The 15,534-nt window shown below is 72.4% G+C and carries 17 protein-coding genes; 1 reads left to right on the top strand and 16 read right to left on the bottom strand.

All coding sequences use genetic code 11. From position 1 onward, the window contains the following. Position 1 precedes the first annotated feature (1 nt). Entirely contained in the window at positions 2–1,435 is a 1,434-nt protein-coding gene (locus tag K8638_RS26620) for a RagB/SusD family nutrient uptake outer membrane protein (protein ID WP_223757442.1), read from the top strand. A gap of 6 nt (positions 1,436–1,441) precedes the next feature. On the opposite strand, the gene K8638_RS26625 is transcribed toward K8638_RS26620, so the two are convergent. The 16 genes from K8638_RS26625 to ribD all read right to left on the bottom strand — a co-directional run bounded on the left by K8638_RS26625 (position 1,442) and on the right by ribD (position 15,526). After that, positions 1,442–2,221, bottom strand: coding sequence for an HpcH/HpaI aldolase/citrate lyase family protein (locus K8638_RS26625; protein WP_223757443.1), 780 nt, complete (start codon positions 2,219–2,221; stop codon positions 1,442–1,444). A 136-nt stretch (positions 2,222–2,357) separates the two neighbouring features. Further along, positions 2,358–3,251, bottom strand: a complete 894-nt coding sequence (locus K8638_RS26630) for an NAD(P)-dependent oxidoreductase (RefSeq protein ID WP_223757444.1) — start codon at positions 3,249–3,251, stop codon at positions 2,358–2,360. Positions 3,252–3,398: 147 nt separating this feature from the next. Beyond that, positions 3,399–3,779 (bottom strand): response regulator, encoded by a 381-nt coding sequence (locus K8638_RS26635; RefSeq protein WP_223757445.1) that lies wholly within the window; start codon positions 3,777–3,779, stop codon positions 3,399–3,401. 152 nt (positions 3,780–3,931) lie between these two features. Then, a complete protein-coding gene (locus tag K8638_RS26640; RefSeq protein ID WP_223757446.1) occupies positions 3,932–4,969 on the bottom strand; it encodes a chemotaxis response regulator protein-glutamate methylesterase in 1,038 nt (345 codons plus the stop codon). Beyond that, a complete protein-coding gene (locus K8638_RS26645; protein WP_223757447.1) occupies positions 4,966–5,847 on the bottom strand; it encodes a protein-glutamate O-methyltransferase CheR in 882 nt (293 codons plus the stop codon). Before K8638_RS26645 ends, K8638_RS26640 begins: the two co-directional genes overlap by 4 nt. A 12-nt stretch (positions 5,848–5,859) precedes the next feature. Beyond that, positions 5,860–7,836, bottom strand: a complete 1,977-nt coding sequence (locus K8638_RS26650) for a HEAT repeat domain-containing protein (protein WP_223757448.1) — start codon at positions 7,834–7,836, stop codon at positions 5,860–5,862. After that, positions 7,833–8,210, bottom strand: coding sequence for a hypothetical protein (locus K8638_RS26655; protein WP_223757449.1), 378 nt, complete (start codon positions 8,208–8,210; stop codon positions 7,833–7,835). Before K8638_RS26655 ends, K8638_RS26650 begins: the two co-directional genes overlap by 4 nt. A gap of 19 nt (positions 8,211–8,229) precedes the next feature. Further along, positions 8,230–8,754 carry a chemotaxis protein CheW gene (locus K8638_RS26660; protein ID WP_223757450.1) on the bottom strand — a complete coding sequence of 175 codons (525 nt, stop codon included), beginning with the start codon at positions 8,752–8,754 and terminating at the stop codon, positions 8,230–8,232. Beyond that, the gene (locus K8638_RS26665) at positions 8,751–9,317 is read right to left on the bottom strand and encodes a chemotaxis protein CheW (RefSeq protein WP_223757451.1); all 567 of its coding nucleotides are present in this window, start codon (positions 9,315–9,317) and stop codon (positions 8,751–8,753) included. The genes K8638_RS26660 and K8638_RS26665 overlap by 4 nt, the downstream gene beginning before the upstream one ends. A gap of 33 nt (positions 9,318–9,350) precedes the next feature. Next, on the bottom strand, positions 9,351–11,765 hold the full coding sequence (locus tag K8638_RS26670; RefSeq protein WP_223757452.1) for a chemotaxis protein CheA: 2,415 nt from the start codon (positions 11,763–11,765) through the stop codon (positions 9,351–9,353). Further along, the gene (locus K8638_RS26675; protein ID WP_223757453.1) at positions 11,762–12,136 is read right to left on the bottom strand and encodes a response regulator; all 375 of its coding nucleotides are present in this window, start codon (positions 12,134–12,136) and stop codon (positions 11,762–11,764) included. The genes K8638_RS26670 and K8638_RS26675 overlap by 4 nt, the downstream gene beginning before the upstream one ends. 55 nt (positions 12,137–12,191) lie before the next feature. After that, the gene (locus K8638_RS26680) at positions 12,192–12,683 is read right to left on the bottom strand and encodes a M17 family peptidase N-terminal domain-containing protein (RefSeq protein ID WP_223757454.1); all 492 of its coding nucleotides are present in this window, start codon (positions 12,681–12,683) and stop codon (positions 12,192–12,194) included. Between the two features lie 34 nt (positions 12,684–12,717). Continuing rightward, a complete protein-coding gene (gene nusB, locus K8638_RS26685) occupies positions 12,718–13,137 on the bottom strand; it encodes a transcription antitermination factor NusB (protein WP_223757455.1) in 420 nt (139 codons plus the stop codon). 3 nt (positions 13,138–13,140) lie between these two features. After that, positions 13,141–13,644: a 6,7-dimethyl-8-ribityllumazine synthase gene (ribH, locus tag K8638_RS26690; RefSeq protein ID WP_223757456.1), complete on the bottom strand. Its 504-nt coding sequence runs from the start codon at positions 13,642–13,644 to the stop codon at positions 13,141–13,143. A 39-nt stretch (positions 13,645–13,683) separates the two neighbouring features. After that, complete coding sequence (locus tag K8638_RS26695) at positions 13,684–14,343, bottom strand: riboflavin synthase (protein ID WP_223757457.1); 660 nt, start codon at positions 14,341–14,343, stop codon at positions 13,684–13,686. A gap of 19 nt (positions 14,344–14,362) precedes the next feature. Continuing rightward, positions 14,363–15,526, bottom strand: a complete 1,164-nt coding sequence (ribD, locus tag K8638_RS26700) for a bifunctional diaminohydroxyphosphoribosylaminopyrimidine deaminase/5-amino-6-(5-phosphoribosylamino)uracil reductase RibD (RefSeq protein ID WP_223757458.1) — start codon at positions 15,524–15,526, stop codon at positions 14,363–14,365. Between the last annotated feature and the right edge of the window lie 8 nt (positions 15,527–15,534).

The following is a 15,534-nucleotide window of genomic DNA, read 5'->3' on the forward strand; positions in this document are numbered from 1 at the left end:
CATGAACATCCATCGTACGAAGAAGGCAATGGTGGCGCTCTGCGCCGTGGTGGGACTGGGCGGGTGCGGGGACCTGGATGTTCCCGACCTGGACAACCCGAGCCTGGACGACTTCCGGAACAGCCCCACGCCGTCGGGCGTGTACAGCGCCTCGACGGGCCTGTTGCTGGGGCACCGCGTCGGCGTGGCGGCCCGGAACGGCTACGTGGCCGAGCTGGGCGTCATCGGCCGCGAGGCGTACGTCTTTGACGGCGCGGAGCCCCGCACCGTGCAGGAGCTGCTCGGTCCCCAGCTCGACCCGGGGGCCCTCGCGTTCGGCGGCAACTTCTGGTCGTCTCCCTACGCCAACATCCGCAACGCCAACACGCTGCTGGCCGCGCTGGACATCGTTCCGGGCGTGGACGACGCGGACAAGGAGGCCATCCGCGGCTTCGCGAAGACGATGCAGGCGCTGGACTTCCTGGTCGTCATCAACACGCGTGACACGAACGGCGTGCCCATCGACGTGGACCGTCCGCTGGGCAGCGAGCTCGCTCCCATCGAGAGCAAGGAGGCGGTGTTCGCCCACATCAGCCGGTTGCTCGACGAGGGCGCGAACCACCTGCGGGCCGGAGGGAGCACCTTCCCGTTCAGCCTGAGCACCGGATTCATGGGCCCCGATGAACGCAGCCGGGACGATGACTTCGACAACCCGCGCACCACGTTCCTGCGGTTCAACCGCGCCATCCGGGCGCGGGTGGCCGTGTACCAGGCGGACTACCAGGGGGCACTGACCGCCCTGAGCGAGTCGTTCATCGACGCCACCGCGCCGCTGGGCGATGGCGAGGGCCCCGACGACGATGCCGCGCATACCACGGCCCTGACGTCGCTGAGCCGGGGCGTGTACCACACCTTCTCCACGGGCTCGGGAGAGCTGGAGAACCTCCTCTCCAGCGGCGGCGTCTTCGCGCACCCGTCCATCGAGACGGACGCGGACCGGCGGGCGAACGGCTCGCTGGACGCGCGGGTGACGCGGAAGACCCAGAAGATGGAGGAGGCCGTCAGCGCGGCGGATGGGAAGCTGACCACGGACCTCGAGTTCACCCTGTACCCGAAGGGCGACTCGCAGGTGCCCATCATCCGCAACGAGGAGCTCATCCTCCTGAGGGCGGAGGCCAACATCGGCCTGGGCAACATCGGCGCGGCGGCGGATGACATCAACTACATCCGCACCCGCTCCGGCCGGCTCGCGGCCCGCACCGACATCACCGCGGAGAACGCCCTGGACGAGCTGCTCAAGCAGAAGCGGTACTCGCTGCTGTTCGAGGGCGGCCACCGGTGGATCGACCTGCGCCGCTACAACCGGCTGGACACGCTCCCCCGCGAGCTGGACCCCAGCTTCGCGCCGCACGAGCGCTTCCCCATCCCCGCCGTGGAGACGGACGGCCGGAAGTAGACCGTTTCACTCGTTGGTGAGCTCCAGGCGCACGTTTCCCAGGTGCGCCTGGAGCGCGCGGAAGGCCACGCCGCGGTCGTCGCCCAAGAGCAGCGCGGCGGCGCCTTCCCGCAGCCACCGCTCCGCCTCCCCCGGCAGGCGGGGCGTGGCGCAGTACCAGACCCCGTTGCGCTGGCAGGCCGAGGCCACCTCGCGAATGGCCGCCTGCACCTCCGGATGGTCCACCTTCCCCGGGACTCGGTAGGACTGGGACAGGCCGAGGGCGTCCTCCATCACCAGGTCGAGCCCCTCGACGGTGACGATGGCGTCGGCGGCGTCCACCGCTTCCCGGTCCTCGAGGCAGATGCCCACCAGGAGCTGGCGGTTGGCGCGCGCCGCGAACTCCGGCAGCGGCATGCGGCCGAAGCCGGTGAGGCGGCCGTGGGCGAGGCTCCGGGTGCCATGCGGGTGGAAGCGCGCGGCGCGCACCACGGCCTGGGCCTCCTCGCGGCTGCGCACGCGCGGCACCAGGAGGCCCTGGGCTCCGGCGTCCAGGGCGCGGAGGATGGCGTCGGGCGCGGACGAGGGCACGCGGACCAGCGGGGTGATGCCGGCGCACTCGGCGGCGCGGATGAGGTTCTCCAGCGCCTCCGGGCCCACGCCCACGCGGAACTGGTCGAGGATGACGAAGTCATAGCCCGCGTACCCCACCATCTCCACCATGACGGGCAGGGGCAGCGAGCTCACAATCCCCAGCGCCAGCTTCCCGTCGTTGATGGCCTTCTTGAGTCGGTTCTCCGTCAGCATCGCTCCCCTCCCCCGAGGCTCGCGCGTCGAGCCCCCGGTTCAGGAGAACACGACGGGGTCTCCGGCGCGCAAGACATCGATTCATGTCTCGCGCGCTTGGACGTCCCCGGGCTTACATCGAGCGGGGGCCCGGGCCTCAGGAGGAGCCGCGCTTCAGTCCCGCGCGCTCCGCCACGAGCGCTCCGAGCGCGGACCAGTCCAGGTCTCCGTGGCCCTGCGCGACGCCGCTGAGGAAGCTGTCCCGCAGGAGGCTGGCCAGGGGCATGGGCACCTCGGCCGCGCGCCCGGCGTCCAGCGCCAGCCCCACGTCCTTGAGGCCCAGCCGCATCGTGAAGCCCGCGGGCGAGTACTTCTCGGCGGCGATGAGCTGCGCATACCGCTCGAAGATGGGCGAGCGCGCGAAGACGGACTGGAAGACCTCCAGGAACACCTTCGGCTCGACGCCGGACTTGCGCGTCAGGGCGAAGGCCTCGCCGAGCGCCTCCATCATCGACGCGATGAGGAAGTTGCCCGACAGCTTCACCACGTTGGCGGCGGAGGCCCGCTCACCCAGCACGGTGAGCCCGCGCCCCAGGGCCTCCAGCAGTGGCCGGCAGCGCTCCACCTCCGCCTTCGCCCCCGCCGCCACCACCCAGAGTTGCTTCGCCTCGGCCGCATCCGGACGGCCGAACACCGGCGCGGAGACATAGCCCTGCCCCGCGCTCGCGTGCGCCTCCGTCAGGCGCTCGGAGAGGGCCACGGAGATGGTGCTCGACGAGACGTGGACGGCGCCCTTCCCCAGCCCCGAGTGCAGGCCCTCGCTCCCGAACACCGCCTCCTCCACGGCGTGGTCGTCGGAGAGCATGGTGAAGACGGCCTCCGCGCCCCTCGCCGCCTCCGCGGGAGTGCCCGCCACACGCGCGCCCTTGTCGCGCAGGGGCGCGGCCTTGGCCTGCGTCCGGTTCCACACCGTCAGCTCATGCCCCGCCGCGAGCAGGTTCTTCGCCATGGGCAGGCCCATGTTCCCCAGTCCGATGAATCCCAGTTTCATGAGGTCTCCTCCTCCGGCGGCTCGGATAACCGCCACGCCCGGGAGCCGCGAGCGAAAGACACGGGCGCCGTCCAGGAGCCGACGGACCGGACCCGCGCCCGCCGCTCCTCGGACAACACCCGGGCGCTCGACGGCGGGCCGGGGCCCTCAGTCCAGCTTCAGCAGGCCCTTCACCGTGTCCATCACCACCCGGGCCTGCACGGGCTTCACCAGGTAGGCGCTCGCGCCCAGCTTCAGGGCCCGCTCGCGGTCCGCCGCCGCGCTCTCCGTGGTGATGACGACTATGGGCACGGTCCGGTGGTCCGTCGCCTTGCGGATGTGGCTGATGAGCTTCAGCCCGTCCATCAGCGGCATGTTGATGTCCGTGAGCACCAGGTCGAACCGGCCCTCCGTGAGCTTCTTCAGCCCGTCCGCCCCGTCCTGGGCCTCGGTGCAGACCACGCCGCTGATGCGCTGCAGGGCGTACATGATGCTGCGCCGCATCGCCTGCGAGTCGTCCACCACCAGGGCTCGGATCTGCTGCGTCATGGCACAGAAGACTACCATCCGGCCCATTCGGCCACGGAGGGAAGCACCGCCCGTCCTGTCCGGCAGCGGCACGTCCGGTGTGGCAACACGGTTACCGGATGACACTCGGAGGGTGGGACTTCCGGACAGAGCGCCGGAGCCGGGGCCCGCCGCTACCGCTTCCGGCGGGCCAGGGCCGCCAGCGCGGGGCCGATGTCCCCCAGCTTCAGCACCCGCTTCACCGCGCCGGTGGCGATGGCCTCCCCCGGCATGCCGAACACCACCGCCGTCTCTTCGGACTCGGCCCAGACCTCGCCGCCCGCGCGTTGCACCTCCCTCGCCCCTTCCGCGCCATCCGCGCCCATGCCCGTCAGCACCACCGCCAGCGCCCGGGGCCCCAGCACCTGCGCCACGCTGGTGAAGAGCCGGTCCACGCTCGGTGCGTACTTGTCCAGCGGCGTGGGCGGCGGGGTGTGCAGCTCCAGCCGCGTGCCCCGCTCCGACACCACCATGTGCCGCCCGCCCGGGGCGATGTAGACGTGCCCCGGCTCCACCACGTCCCCGTCACACGCCTCCGTCACCGTGAAGGGGCCAATCCGGTCCAGCCGCTCCGCGAAGGCGCGGGTGAACTGCGAGGGCATGTGCTGGCTCACCAGCACGCACGGCGTCGGCTCCGCGGCCAGCCCCTCCAGCAGCCGCTGCACCGCCGGAGGGCCACCCGTGGACGCGCCCACCGCCACCACCAGCGGCAATTCGCCCGCCACCGCCATGGCCCGCGCGCCCGGCGCCGCGTGCCGCTGACCCGGGCGCACGTGCCGCGCCGCCCGCACCTTCTCCAGCAGCTCGCCGCGCAGCCCCTCCAGCGCCTCCCGCGTGCCGCGCGGCGGCTTGGCGATGAAGTCGAACGCCCCCAGCTCCAGCGCCTTGAAGACGTCCGACTTGTGCGCGTAGCTGGAGATGACGATGACGGGCGTGGGTGACGTGCGCATCAGCAGCCGGAGGAAGGTGTAGCCCCCCAGCTTCGGCATCTCCAAATCCAGCGTCACCACGTCCGGCTTCAGCTCCAGGACCTTCTTCAGCCCCTCCTCGCCGTCGGCCGCGCGGTCCAGCACCCGCACGTCCGGAGCCGACTCCAGCAGCGTGCTGAGGGTGTGGCGGTTGTGCGCCGAGTCGTCGATGACCAGCACGGAGATGGAGTCCTGCGCGCTCATCGGCTCTCCCCTCCCGCCGGGCCCGGCAGCTCCGGCCGGCGGTACACCAGATCCCCGCGCAGGTGCACCAGCTCGAAGTCCGCGCCCAGGTTCAACAGGTTCTCCGAATGGCCCAGCAGCAGGTAGCCCCCGGGCACCAGCCTGTCCCGGACGATTCGCAGCACCCGGCGGCGCGCCGCCTGGTCGAAGTAGATCATCACATTGCGGCAGAACACCACGTCCATGCGCGGCACGAGCTGGCTCCCCGTCTCGTCCAGCAGGTTGTGGTGGCCGAAGGACACCCAGGTCCGCACCTCGTCGCGCACCCGCACGCGGTTGTTGCCCGCGGGCACGAAGAAGCGCTCCAGCAGGTCCGCGGACGTGGCGCGCAGCGCGGACGGCCCGTACTCCGCGCGCCGCGCCACGGCCAGCACGCGCCGCGAGATGTCCGTGCCGTACACCTCCACGTCCCAGTCGTCGAAGCGGCGGCTGTCCTTGAGGAGCATGGCCAGCGTGTAGGCCTCCTCCCCGGACGAGCACCCCGCCGACCACAGCCGCAGCCGCCGCGTGCGCGCGTTGCGCTTCTCCAGCAGCGGCACCAGCTCCTCGCAGAAGGCCTTGAGCTGCGAGGGCTCGCGGAAGAAGTACGTCTCGTGCGTGGTGAGCGACTCGACGGCCGCTTCCAGCTCCGCGTGCCGCTGCACGTCGTAGCGCAGGTAGCGGTGGTACGCGCCGAAGTCCGGAAGGCCGAGCGCCTCCAGCCGCGGCCACAACCGGCGCTCCATGACGAACTTCATGTCCTCGTGAACCAGGATGCCGCAGTGGGAGTAGACGTGGTCCCTCAGGAGGCGGAACTCCTCCACCGTCATCTCCGGCCGGCTGTCGTCGAAGCGAGGCACGCGGTCTCTCCTTCAGCGCCTGGACAGGCGCTCCACCGCGTCGGACAGGGTCTGCCGGGCCAGGGCGTCCGATTCCGCCTCCATCGCCCGGCGGGCGGCGTCCAGGCACTCCGGCCCGCCCGAATCTCCCAGCACCCGGGCCGCCGCCGCGCGCACGTCCCAGCGCGGGTGGCCCAGCAGCGTCAGCGCCAGCGCCACCCCGTCCGCGGATACCGCGCCCGCGGACAGCGCCGCCTTCACCACCTCCGCGTCCGGGTGGCCCGCCGCCTCGCGCAGCACACGCGGCCCCGCCACGCCCAGCCGCGCCAGCGCGCGCACCGCCGCCGCCGCCAGCGCGCCGTCCGGGTGCCGCACCAACTCCTCCAGGTCCGCCGCTCGCTCCACCGCCCCGCACTCGCCCACCGCCTCCACGGCGGCGCGGCGCACGCTGGGGTCCTCGTCATGCAGCGCGGGCCGCAAGAGCGCCCCCGCCTCCGCGCCGCCCATCCGCCCCATGGCCCGCACCCCGGCCACGCGCACCGGCGCCGCCTCGTCCGCCAGCGCCGCGCGGGACAGCTCCCGGCCCGCCAGCCCGTCCACCTCACCCGCGGCCTCCACCGCCGCCGCGCGCCAGGGGGCCTCCGCGTCGCGCGCCAGCAGCCGCAGCACCGGCAGCGCGGGCGCGCCGCCCACCCGGGCCAGCGCCGCCACCGCCGCGGGGGTCGCCCGGCGCGTCACCGCGTCCTCCAGCGCCTCCAGCACCGCCGCCCGGCAGCTCACCGCGAGCACGCCCAGCGCGCGCGTCGCGGCGCCCGTCAGCGTCCGGTCCACCAGCAGGTCCACCAGCGGGAGCACCGCCTCCGGCGACCGCGTGCGCCCCAGCGCCCGCACCACCAGCGCCCGCAGGTCCTCCTCGGCCCACTCCAGCAGCGCGCACAGCGCCGTCACCGAGCCGGGGTCCACCAGGTCCCCCAGCGCCTCGACGGCGGCCGAGCGCGCCGGCAGGGACAGGTCCGCCATGCTGGCGAGCAGCGCTTGCCCACCCTCCGGCCCCAGCCGGCCCAGCGTGTTCAACACCTCGCGCAGCAGCCGGTCCTCCCGTGCCGCCTCCGCCACCGGCACCGCGAGCGACGCCTCGCCCAGCGCCGCCACCGCCACCAGCGCGCCCGCGCGCACCGTCACGTCCTCGGACTCCAGCGCCTGGGCCAGCCGCTCCGCCGCGTCCGGCAGCCGCCGCAGCGCCGCCCGCACCACCGCCTCGATTTCCACGCGCCGCACCGGCTCCACCAGCGACGTCTGCGTGCCCAGCGCGCCCAGCGCGGCCTCGCGCACCGAGCGCACCGAAGACGCCAGCCCCTGGCAGATGCGCTCCGTGGCCACCACCTGCGGGACGAGCCCCAGCACCCGGAAGGCGCTGCGCTGCAGCCGCGAGTCCTCCAGCAGGGTCATCACCACCGGAAGCGGTGGCGGGCGGCGCAGCAGCGCCAGGCCCTCCAGGGCGGACAGCCTCAACAGCGGCTCCGGGTCCGCCAGCAGCTCCTCCAGGGCCCGGGCCGACCTGTCACCGCCCACCCGGCCCAGCGCCTCCGACACGGCCACCCGCACGTTGAGGTCCGTGTCCTCCAGCGCGAGGACGAGCGCCGGCTCCGCGGCGCGCTGCCCGAGCTGCCCGAGGATGTCCGCCGCGAACTTCCGCTGGTCCGGGTCCGGGTGCGACAGCAGCCGCACCAGCGGCCCCAGCGCGGCGCCGCCCAGGCCCGCCAGCGCCTCCGCCGCCGCGTTGCGCGCGCCCGTCTCGCCCCGCTCGCCCAGGACACAGATGAGACGCTCGGCGACATCTCGGGAGGACGGCAGCCGCTTCAGGGCCTCCGCCGCCACGTGCCGCACGCGCCAGCTCTCATCGTGCAGGCCGGCGACGAGCACCTCCAGGGCCCCCGCCGTCCGCGGGTCCAGCTCCTGGAGCGCCCGATAGCGCGCCTCCTCCTCCGGGAACTCGGGCAGGGGGTTCATTCGAAGACCTGGTTGGCACCCGGCTGCGTGTAGAACCAGATGGCGTAGATGCCGAGCACCGTCCCCAGCGGGAAGCTGGGGAGGGAGAGGATGCCCACGACCAGCGCCCACGTCTTCGCCCAGCGCTGGCGCTTGAGCAGGCCGATGCCGGTGATGAGGCACGGCAGCGACAGCAGGAACAGGAAGCCGGTGATGCCCATCGTCACGAGGAAGAACTGCCGCGCGGCCTCTTCATCATGGCGATTCGGCATGTTCTGGGCCACCACGCCCATGCCCACGAACACCACCATGGCGCCAATCAGCGTCAGCGCGCTCGCCACGATGAAGAGGATGCCGAGGATGCGGCGGTGCTTCTCCGTCTGCGACTCTTCCACCCGTGCACCCCTTTCGTGCTCACTCCGGCTTGCGTGACGACTCGCGCTCCAGCTCGGCGCGCAGGAGCGCCTTGAGGTCCAGGAGCAGCCGCAGCCGGTCCGGCGGCCCGCACACGCCCACCACGTAGGGCGAGCGCCCCGCCACCACCAGCGCGGGCGCGGGCTTGATGTCTCCTCGGCGTACCCGCAGCACCTCCGCCACCCGGTCCACCCGTACCGCCACGCGCCGTGTCCCCAGCCGGCACACCAGCAGCCGCGTCTTCGGCGTCTCCGGAGTCGCCTCCCCCTGCAACCGGCGCCGCAGGTCCACCACCGGCAGGATGACGCCACGCAGGTGCAGCACGCCCTCCACGAAGGACGGCGCATGGGGAATGGGCGTGACGCGCTGGGGCGGGAGGATTTCCTCCACGCGCATGATGTCCAGCACGTACTCCTCCCTGCCCACGAAGAAGGCGCAGAGCTGCACCAGCGTGTCCGCCTCCTGGGTGGGGGCGTCCAGCACCGCGCGCGGCCGGCGCGCCAGGAGGTTGACGGAGTCCTTCATGACGCGAGCGCCTGTTCCGAGTCGAGGAGGATGTACAGCGTGGGCCCGCGCCGGCCGATGCCCACCACACAGTCCCGGTCGCTCGTGCGCAAGCCCGGTGGCGCCACCTCCAGCATGGAGGGCTTCAGCTTCACCACGCCCATGACGTTGTCCACCCACACCCCGGCCGGGCCGGACTCCGTGCGCAGGACGAGGATGCGCGCGTCGCGCGGAGGCGGAGGTGCCTCGGGGCCGGCCACCACGGGGGGCCGCTCCGCCAGCCGCAGCCGGACCTTGATGTCGTAGACGGGCAGCAGCTCGCCGCGCAGGTTCATCACCCCCAGCAGCTGGCCTTCCGCCCGGGGAATCTCCGTCAGCGGGGGCACCTTGGAAATCTCGCGCACGACGCGGATGGGCACCGCGTAGCACTCCCCCTCCAGACGGAAGGCGAGGTACTCCTCGGGCACCTCCTCCGGCGCGGACGCCTGCGTGCCGTCGCTGCCGGCGGCGAAGTCCTGCAGGCCGGCGACGTCCTCGTCCGGGCGGTAGAAGAAGTCGTCGAGCAGCTCAGCGAACCTGGACACGGTGGCCAAGGATAGCACCGGACGCGGCGCGGCTCAGGCCCTCCGCCGCTCCAGGGCCATGCCCTCCTCCAGGAGGGCCGCCACGTCCAGCACCAGCACGGTGCGCCGGTTGCCCAGGTCCGTGGCGCCGGAGATGCCCCGCACGGACTGCAACCGGCCTCCCAGGGGCTTGGTGACGATGTCCTGCTGGCCGTGCAGCTCGTCCACGGCGATGCCCAGCCGCTCCTGCGCCAGCCCCACCACCACCACGAAGTAGCGGCTCACCGGCCGCTCCGGCAGGGCGAACATCCGCGCCAGCCGCATGAAGGGCAGCGTCTGCCCGCGCAAATCCAGCACCTCGCGCCGCTCCACGGTGCGGATGTCCTTGGGCTGCACGGAGAGGATTTCCAGCACGCTGTTGAGCGGCACCGCGTAGGTGCGGCCGCTCACGCCCACCACCAGCGCGCGGATGATGGCCAGGGTGACGGGCAGCGTGAGGTTGAAGGCGGTGCCCTTCCCGCGCTCGCTCCACACGTCGATGATGCCGGACAGGTTGCCCAGGTTGTTCTTCACCACGTCCAGCCCGACTCCACGGCCCGACAGCTCGGACACGCTGCGCGCGGTGGAGAAGCCGGGCAGGAAGATGAGGTTGAGCATCTCGCGCCGGCTCATCTCCTGCGCCTGGGCGAAGGTGATGAGGCCGCGGGTGAGGGCCACCTCGCGCACGCGTTGCTCATCGATGCCGGCTCCGTCGTCGCTCACCTCGATGAGGACGTGGTTGCCCTTCTGCTCCGCGCGCAGCGCCACCACCGCGCGCCGGGGCTTGCCCGCCGCCAGCCGCGCGTCCGGCGACTCCACGCCATGGTCGATGGCGTTGCGGATGAGGTGCATCAGCGGGTCGCTCAGCTCCTCGACGATGAGCTTGTCCAGCTCCACCTCGCCGCCGCCGATGACGAACTCGATTTCCTTGCCCGCCTCGCGGGTGATGCGGCGCACCAGCCGGGCCAGCTTGTCGAACACCTGGCCCACCGGCACCATGCGCGCTTCCAGCAGCCCCTCCTGGAGCGCCTCCAGCTTGCGCTCCAGGCCCCGCGTCTCGCGCGCCAGCTCCTGTCCGAACAGCTTGGACAGCGCCACCGTCCCGTCCTGCCGCGCGGACTCCGCCAGCCGCTGGAGGTTGGCCTTGATGAGCAGCAACTCGCCCACCATGTTGATGAGGCCGTCCAGCCGGCCGATGTCCACGCGCACCGTCTGCGTCAGCGAGCGCAGCGAGGTGTCCCCTTCCGGACGCCCCGGTGCCACGCCCGTGGGAGGAGCGCCAGGGCCCGCTGGAGGATCAGAGATGACGGCCCGGACCCGCTGCGCCGCGCCCCCCACCGGCAGGTACGCCACCGGGAGGATTCCGGGAGCGACATGCTCCCCGTCCGCGACCGGGTGGATTTCGGGGAGGGCCACCGGCACCAGCGCGTCATGTGGGGCCGGGGCGGCGCTGGTGGAATCCGCCCCGTGGGAAGCCCCAGTCTCCCCCGGCGCGGGCAGCAGCGGCTGCTGGGCCTGGGCCGCGTCCCCCCGGGAGGCGGCGCGCGCGCCCTTCTTCTTCCCGCCCCGCTTCGCCGGAGCCGAGGGCGCAGCCTCGGGGGCCTCCACCCGGCCCATCGACGCGCGGACCGTCGCGGGCTCCGCGGCGCGGACCAGCGCCTGGGCCGCGGCGTGGGTGGCCGGGTGCACCACCAGCGGGGACAGCTCCGCGGGCGTGCCCTTCAGCCCGGCCTCGAGCTGCTCGCCGGACGCCTGCGCGCCGAAGATGAGGTCGAAGGCGATGCCGTGCGCCCCACCGGGCCGCGCGGAGGGCAGCGTGCTGATGACCTCGCCCAGGGGCTTGAGGCGCGCGTTGAGGTCCGCCAGGCCCTTGTCGAAGTCCGACAGGTCGAACGCGGCGCGCACGCGCCACAGCGACACGCCGCGCCGCACGTTCTCCCGGAGCCGGTGCTCCTCGTACTCGGTGAAGACGGAGCGCACCTGCGGATCCAGCTCCAGCCGGTCCAGCGGGTCCTCTTCGGCCGACACCGAGGGCGAGCCCAGCCGCGCCAGCCGCGCCGTCATGTCCTCCACGCGCCGGGTGAGCGACTCGGACTCCGCGCCCCGGGCCGCCTCGGCCAGCAGCGCCTGGAAGGCGTCCAGCACTTCAATCAGCGAGTCCAGCGCCGTGTCGTCCAGCCGCAGCCTGCCCAGCCGCAGCCGGTCCAGCAGGTCCTCCGTCCCATGCGCCAGCCGGGAGAGGCGCTCCTGGCCGAACAGCCCGGACAACCCCTTGAGCGAGTGCGCCGCGCGGAAGATGCCGTTGACCAGCTCCGGGTCCGCCTCCTGGCCGCGCCGCTCGTCCAGGACGAGCAGGTCCTTGCCCAGGGCGTCGAGGATTTCGGTCGCCTCGGCCACGAACTCGGCCAGGGCCTTGCTCCCGGGACTCACGGCAGCTTCAGGTACCGGCGCAGCAGCCCTTCCAGGCTGCCGGGCACGAAGGGTTTGACCAGGTACTCCGCCGCGCCCAGCGCGAGGCCGCGGTCGCGGTCCTGCTCACGGCCCTCGGTGGTGATGATGAACAGCGGCACGTCCCGGTAGTTGGGGTTCTTCTTGACGAAGTTGATGAGCTCCAGCCCGTTGATGTCGGGCATGTTGATGTCGGTGATGATGAGCTCGAACCGGTGGCGGGGCAGCAGCTTCAGCGCCTCGAAGCCGCTCGAGGTCACCACCGCTTCGATACCCTCCACGGCCTCCACCGTCGCGGCGATGTACTCGCGCGACGCCTTGGAGTCCTCGACAATCAACACCTTGACACGCATGTGCGCTCGCCCCGGACGGACCATGCTAACAGAACGCCCGCCCGGCCGCTGAGCGTCACCCCTTGCGCCCTGGCAGGAGCCGGACGAGCCCCTTGTCCGCGAGGACGGCCACCCGTCCGCCCTTGAACGCCGGGAGGAAGCCCTTCTGGAAGGCGTCCGCCCGCGCCGGGTCCTCCGTCCCGGCGCCTCCAGGTATTTCTAGCGCCACCGCGTCCACCTTCGCCCGGGACAGCACCCGGCCCGCGTTGGCCAGTGCCTCGCTCAGCGCGCCCGCGTTCAGGGCCTTCCGCGAGCCCAGCCCCACCACGAAGATGCGGGGCACCGACAGCTTCCCGTCCGAGGGCAGGAGCAGCCAGTCGTCCTTGGCGCCGGTGAAGAAGCCGTTCTTCAGCACCCGCGACAGCGCGCCGCACAGGCGCCAGTCCACGTAGCCCGCGGAGGACGGCAGGGGGCGGTCGTCCTCGGCCACGAAGAGGCAGAGGGCATCCACCCCGCCGAGCGAGTCCAGCCCCTCCATCCCGATGTCGTGCGTCGTCGTCTGGCTCACGGCACGTCCCTCGCTGGTGCGTCGGGGAGTCGTCTCAGGGCTTGTTGAGCGCCACGGCCACCCGGTCCAGCAGGCCGTTGACGAAGGCGCTGGACTCCTCCGTCCCGAAGTTCTTCCCCAGCTCCACCGCCTCGTTGATGGTGACCTTCCGGGGGATGTCCGGGCGGTACTTCAGCTCGAAGATGCCCAGGCGCAGCACGTTCCGGTCGATGCGGGACATGCGGTCCAGCCGCCAGTTGTGGCTGTGCCGCTCGATGAGCTGGTCGATTTCCTCCCGGTGCGCCTGCACGCCCTCCACCAGCTCGCGGGCGAACTTCACCGCGTCCGGGTCCCTCCGGGGCTCCTCGGCGGCACTCCAGGCGGACTCCAGTGCCTCGGCCACCGACACGGTCGCCATCTCCAGTTGATAGAGCGCCTGCAGCGCCCGCTCGCGTCCCGTTCTCCGAGCGCCCATGGACTACCCCTTCCTTCCTTCCATCGCCGCCATCTTCGCGTACAGATTGACCATCTCGATGCAGGCCAGGGTGGCCTCGGCCCCCTTGTTGCCCGCCTTCACGCCCGCCCGGTCGATGGCCTGCTCCACCGTATCGCACGTCAGCACGCCGAAGGTGACGGCCGTGGCCGGGGTACCCGCCGCCGCGTTGAAGGCCACCGAGCCGATGCCCTTGGCGCACTCGCCGGCGACGTAGTCGAAGTGGGGCGTGCCGCCGCGGATGACGGCGCCCAGGGTGATGACACCCACGTACTGGCGGGACTCCGTCACGCGCCGGGTGAGGCCGGGCAGCTCATAGGTGCCGGGGCAGCGGTACACGTCGATGTCCGCGTCCGCGACACCATGGCGCACCAGCGTGTCCACGGCCCCCTTGGCCAGCTCCTCGGTGATGAAGCCGTTGAAGCGGGCCACGCAGATGGCGAAGCGCCCCTTGGGGGGAAGGAAGTCACCGTCGATGTAGCGAGGCATGCCGCGCTTCCTACACCACCCGCGCCCCGGCGTCGCGGACTACGGTGTCCCGAAGCCCGCCGCCCGGACGGCCGCCGCCGTCAGCCCGCCACCCCCGGGTGCCCCCTGCCCCCGCTGGAGCGCGAACAGCCGGGCTACGTACTTTCCAATCTGGTCCGCCTCCAGGTTGACCCGGGCCCCCACCGCCTTGCCCCGCAGGGTGGTGCGCTCCTGCGTCTCGGGGATGAGCTGGACGCGGAACCGGTCCGCCTCCACGGCGTTGACGGTGAGGCTGATGCCGTCGATGGCCACCGAGCCCTTCTCGATGAAGAAGGGGGCCAGCTCCTCCGGCAGCCGGAAGACCATCACCCACGAGCCGCCCTCGGGGAACGTCTCCAGCACTTCGCTGACGGCGTCCACATGGCCGGAGACCAGGTGCCCGCCCAGCCGGTCGCCCAGGGCGAGGGCGCGCTCCAGGTTGACGCGGTCGCCCGGCCGCACGGCGCCCAGGGTGGTGCGCCGGAGCGTCTCCGGGGCGGCTTGCACCTTGAAGGTGTCCCCGGCGCGCTCCACCACGGTGAGGCACGCGCCGTCCACGGCGATGGACTCGCCCAGGTCGAACTTCTCCGCCCCGAGCGACGTGCGAATCCAGAGGTCGGTCATCCCGCCGGGGATGACGCGCTCCACCCTGCCCAGGTCCTGAATGAGGCCAGTGAACATGGTCCGCCTTATAACGGACCTACAGCAGCGCCTGCAGCAGCACGTCCTCTCCGTGCCGCTCGAAGGTGAGGTCCTTCACGGCCAGGGCCTGGGCCATCTCCTTCACGCCCAAATCACCGGCCCAGGACAGGCCGGGGCTGCCAATCAGCTTGGGCGCGAGGAACAGCGCCAGCGCGTCCGCCAGGTGCTCGCGCAGGAAGGAGCCGTACATCTCCGCCCCACCCTCCACCAGCACGTGGTTGAGGCCGCCCTTGGCGATGCGGCGCAGCAGGGCCTTCAGGTCCACCCGGCCATTCTTCTGCCGCACCTGCCACACCTCCACGCCCTGGGCGAGGAAGCGCCGTGCCTTGCGGCCCTCCGGGTCCTCCAGCGTGGCCACCACCGTCCGCGCGGGGCTGCGCTGCGTGAAGACGGTGTAGCCCGGGGACAGGCGCAGGTGGCTGTCCACCACGACGCGCAGCGGGTCCTTGCCCCCGCCGCCCGGCAGCCGGGTGGTGAGCTTCGGGTCGTCCATGCGCACCGTGTTGGCGCCCACGAGGATGACGTCCACCGCGTCGCGCAGCCGGTGCACCCACGCGCGCGCCGGCTCGCCCGTCACCCAGCGCGAGTCCCCGGTGGCCGTGGCCAGCTTCCCGTCCAGCGTCGCCGCCGCCTTCAGCGTCACCCACGGCAGGCCGGTGCTCATCACCTTGAAGAAGGGCCGGTTGAGCGTGTCCGCCTCCTCCTGGAGGACGCCGGTGAGCACCTGCACCCCGGCGCGCCGCAGCCGCGCCACGCCCTTGCCACTCACCTGCGGGTTGGGGTCCGACGACGCGCAGATGACCCGGCGAACCCCGGCCTCCAGCACCGCGAGGCTGCACGGCGGCGTGCGCCCGTAGTGGTCGCACGGCTCCAGCGTCGTGTAGAGGTCCGCGCCCTTCGCCTTCGAGCCCGCCGCCTCCAGCGCCACCACCTCGGCGTGCGCCGTGCCCGCCTTCTTGTGGTAGCCCCGGGCGATGATGCGCCCGCCCTTCACCAGCACCGCGCCCACCACCGGGTTCGGGCTGGTGCGGCCCAGGCCCTTGGCGGCCTCCTCCAGGGCAATCCGCATGAAGAACTCGGCCACGGCGCGGTCGAAGTCCGCCGCCCGCTTCGCCCGGGGCGCCCTCGTTGCCTCCAACCGTGCCCGCGTCAGCAGCCGCATGTTCCCTC

Origin of the sequence: Myxococcus sp. RHSTA-1-4 (assembly GCF_020037125.1) — a bacterium.
Lineage (GTDB): Bacteria > Myxococcota > Myxococcia > Myxococcales > Myxococcaceae > Myxococcus.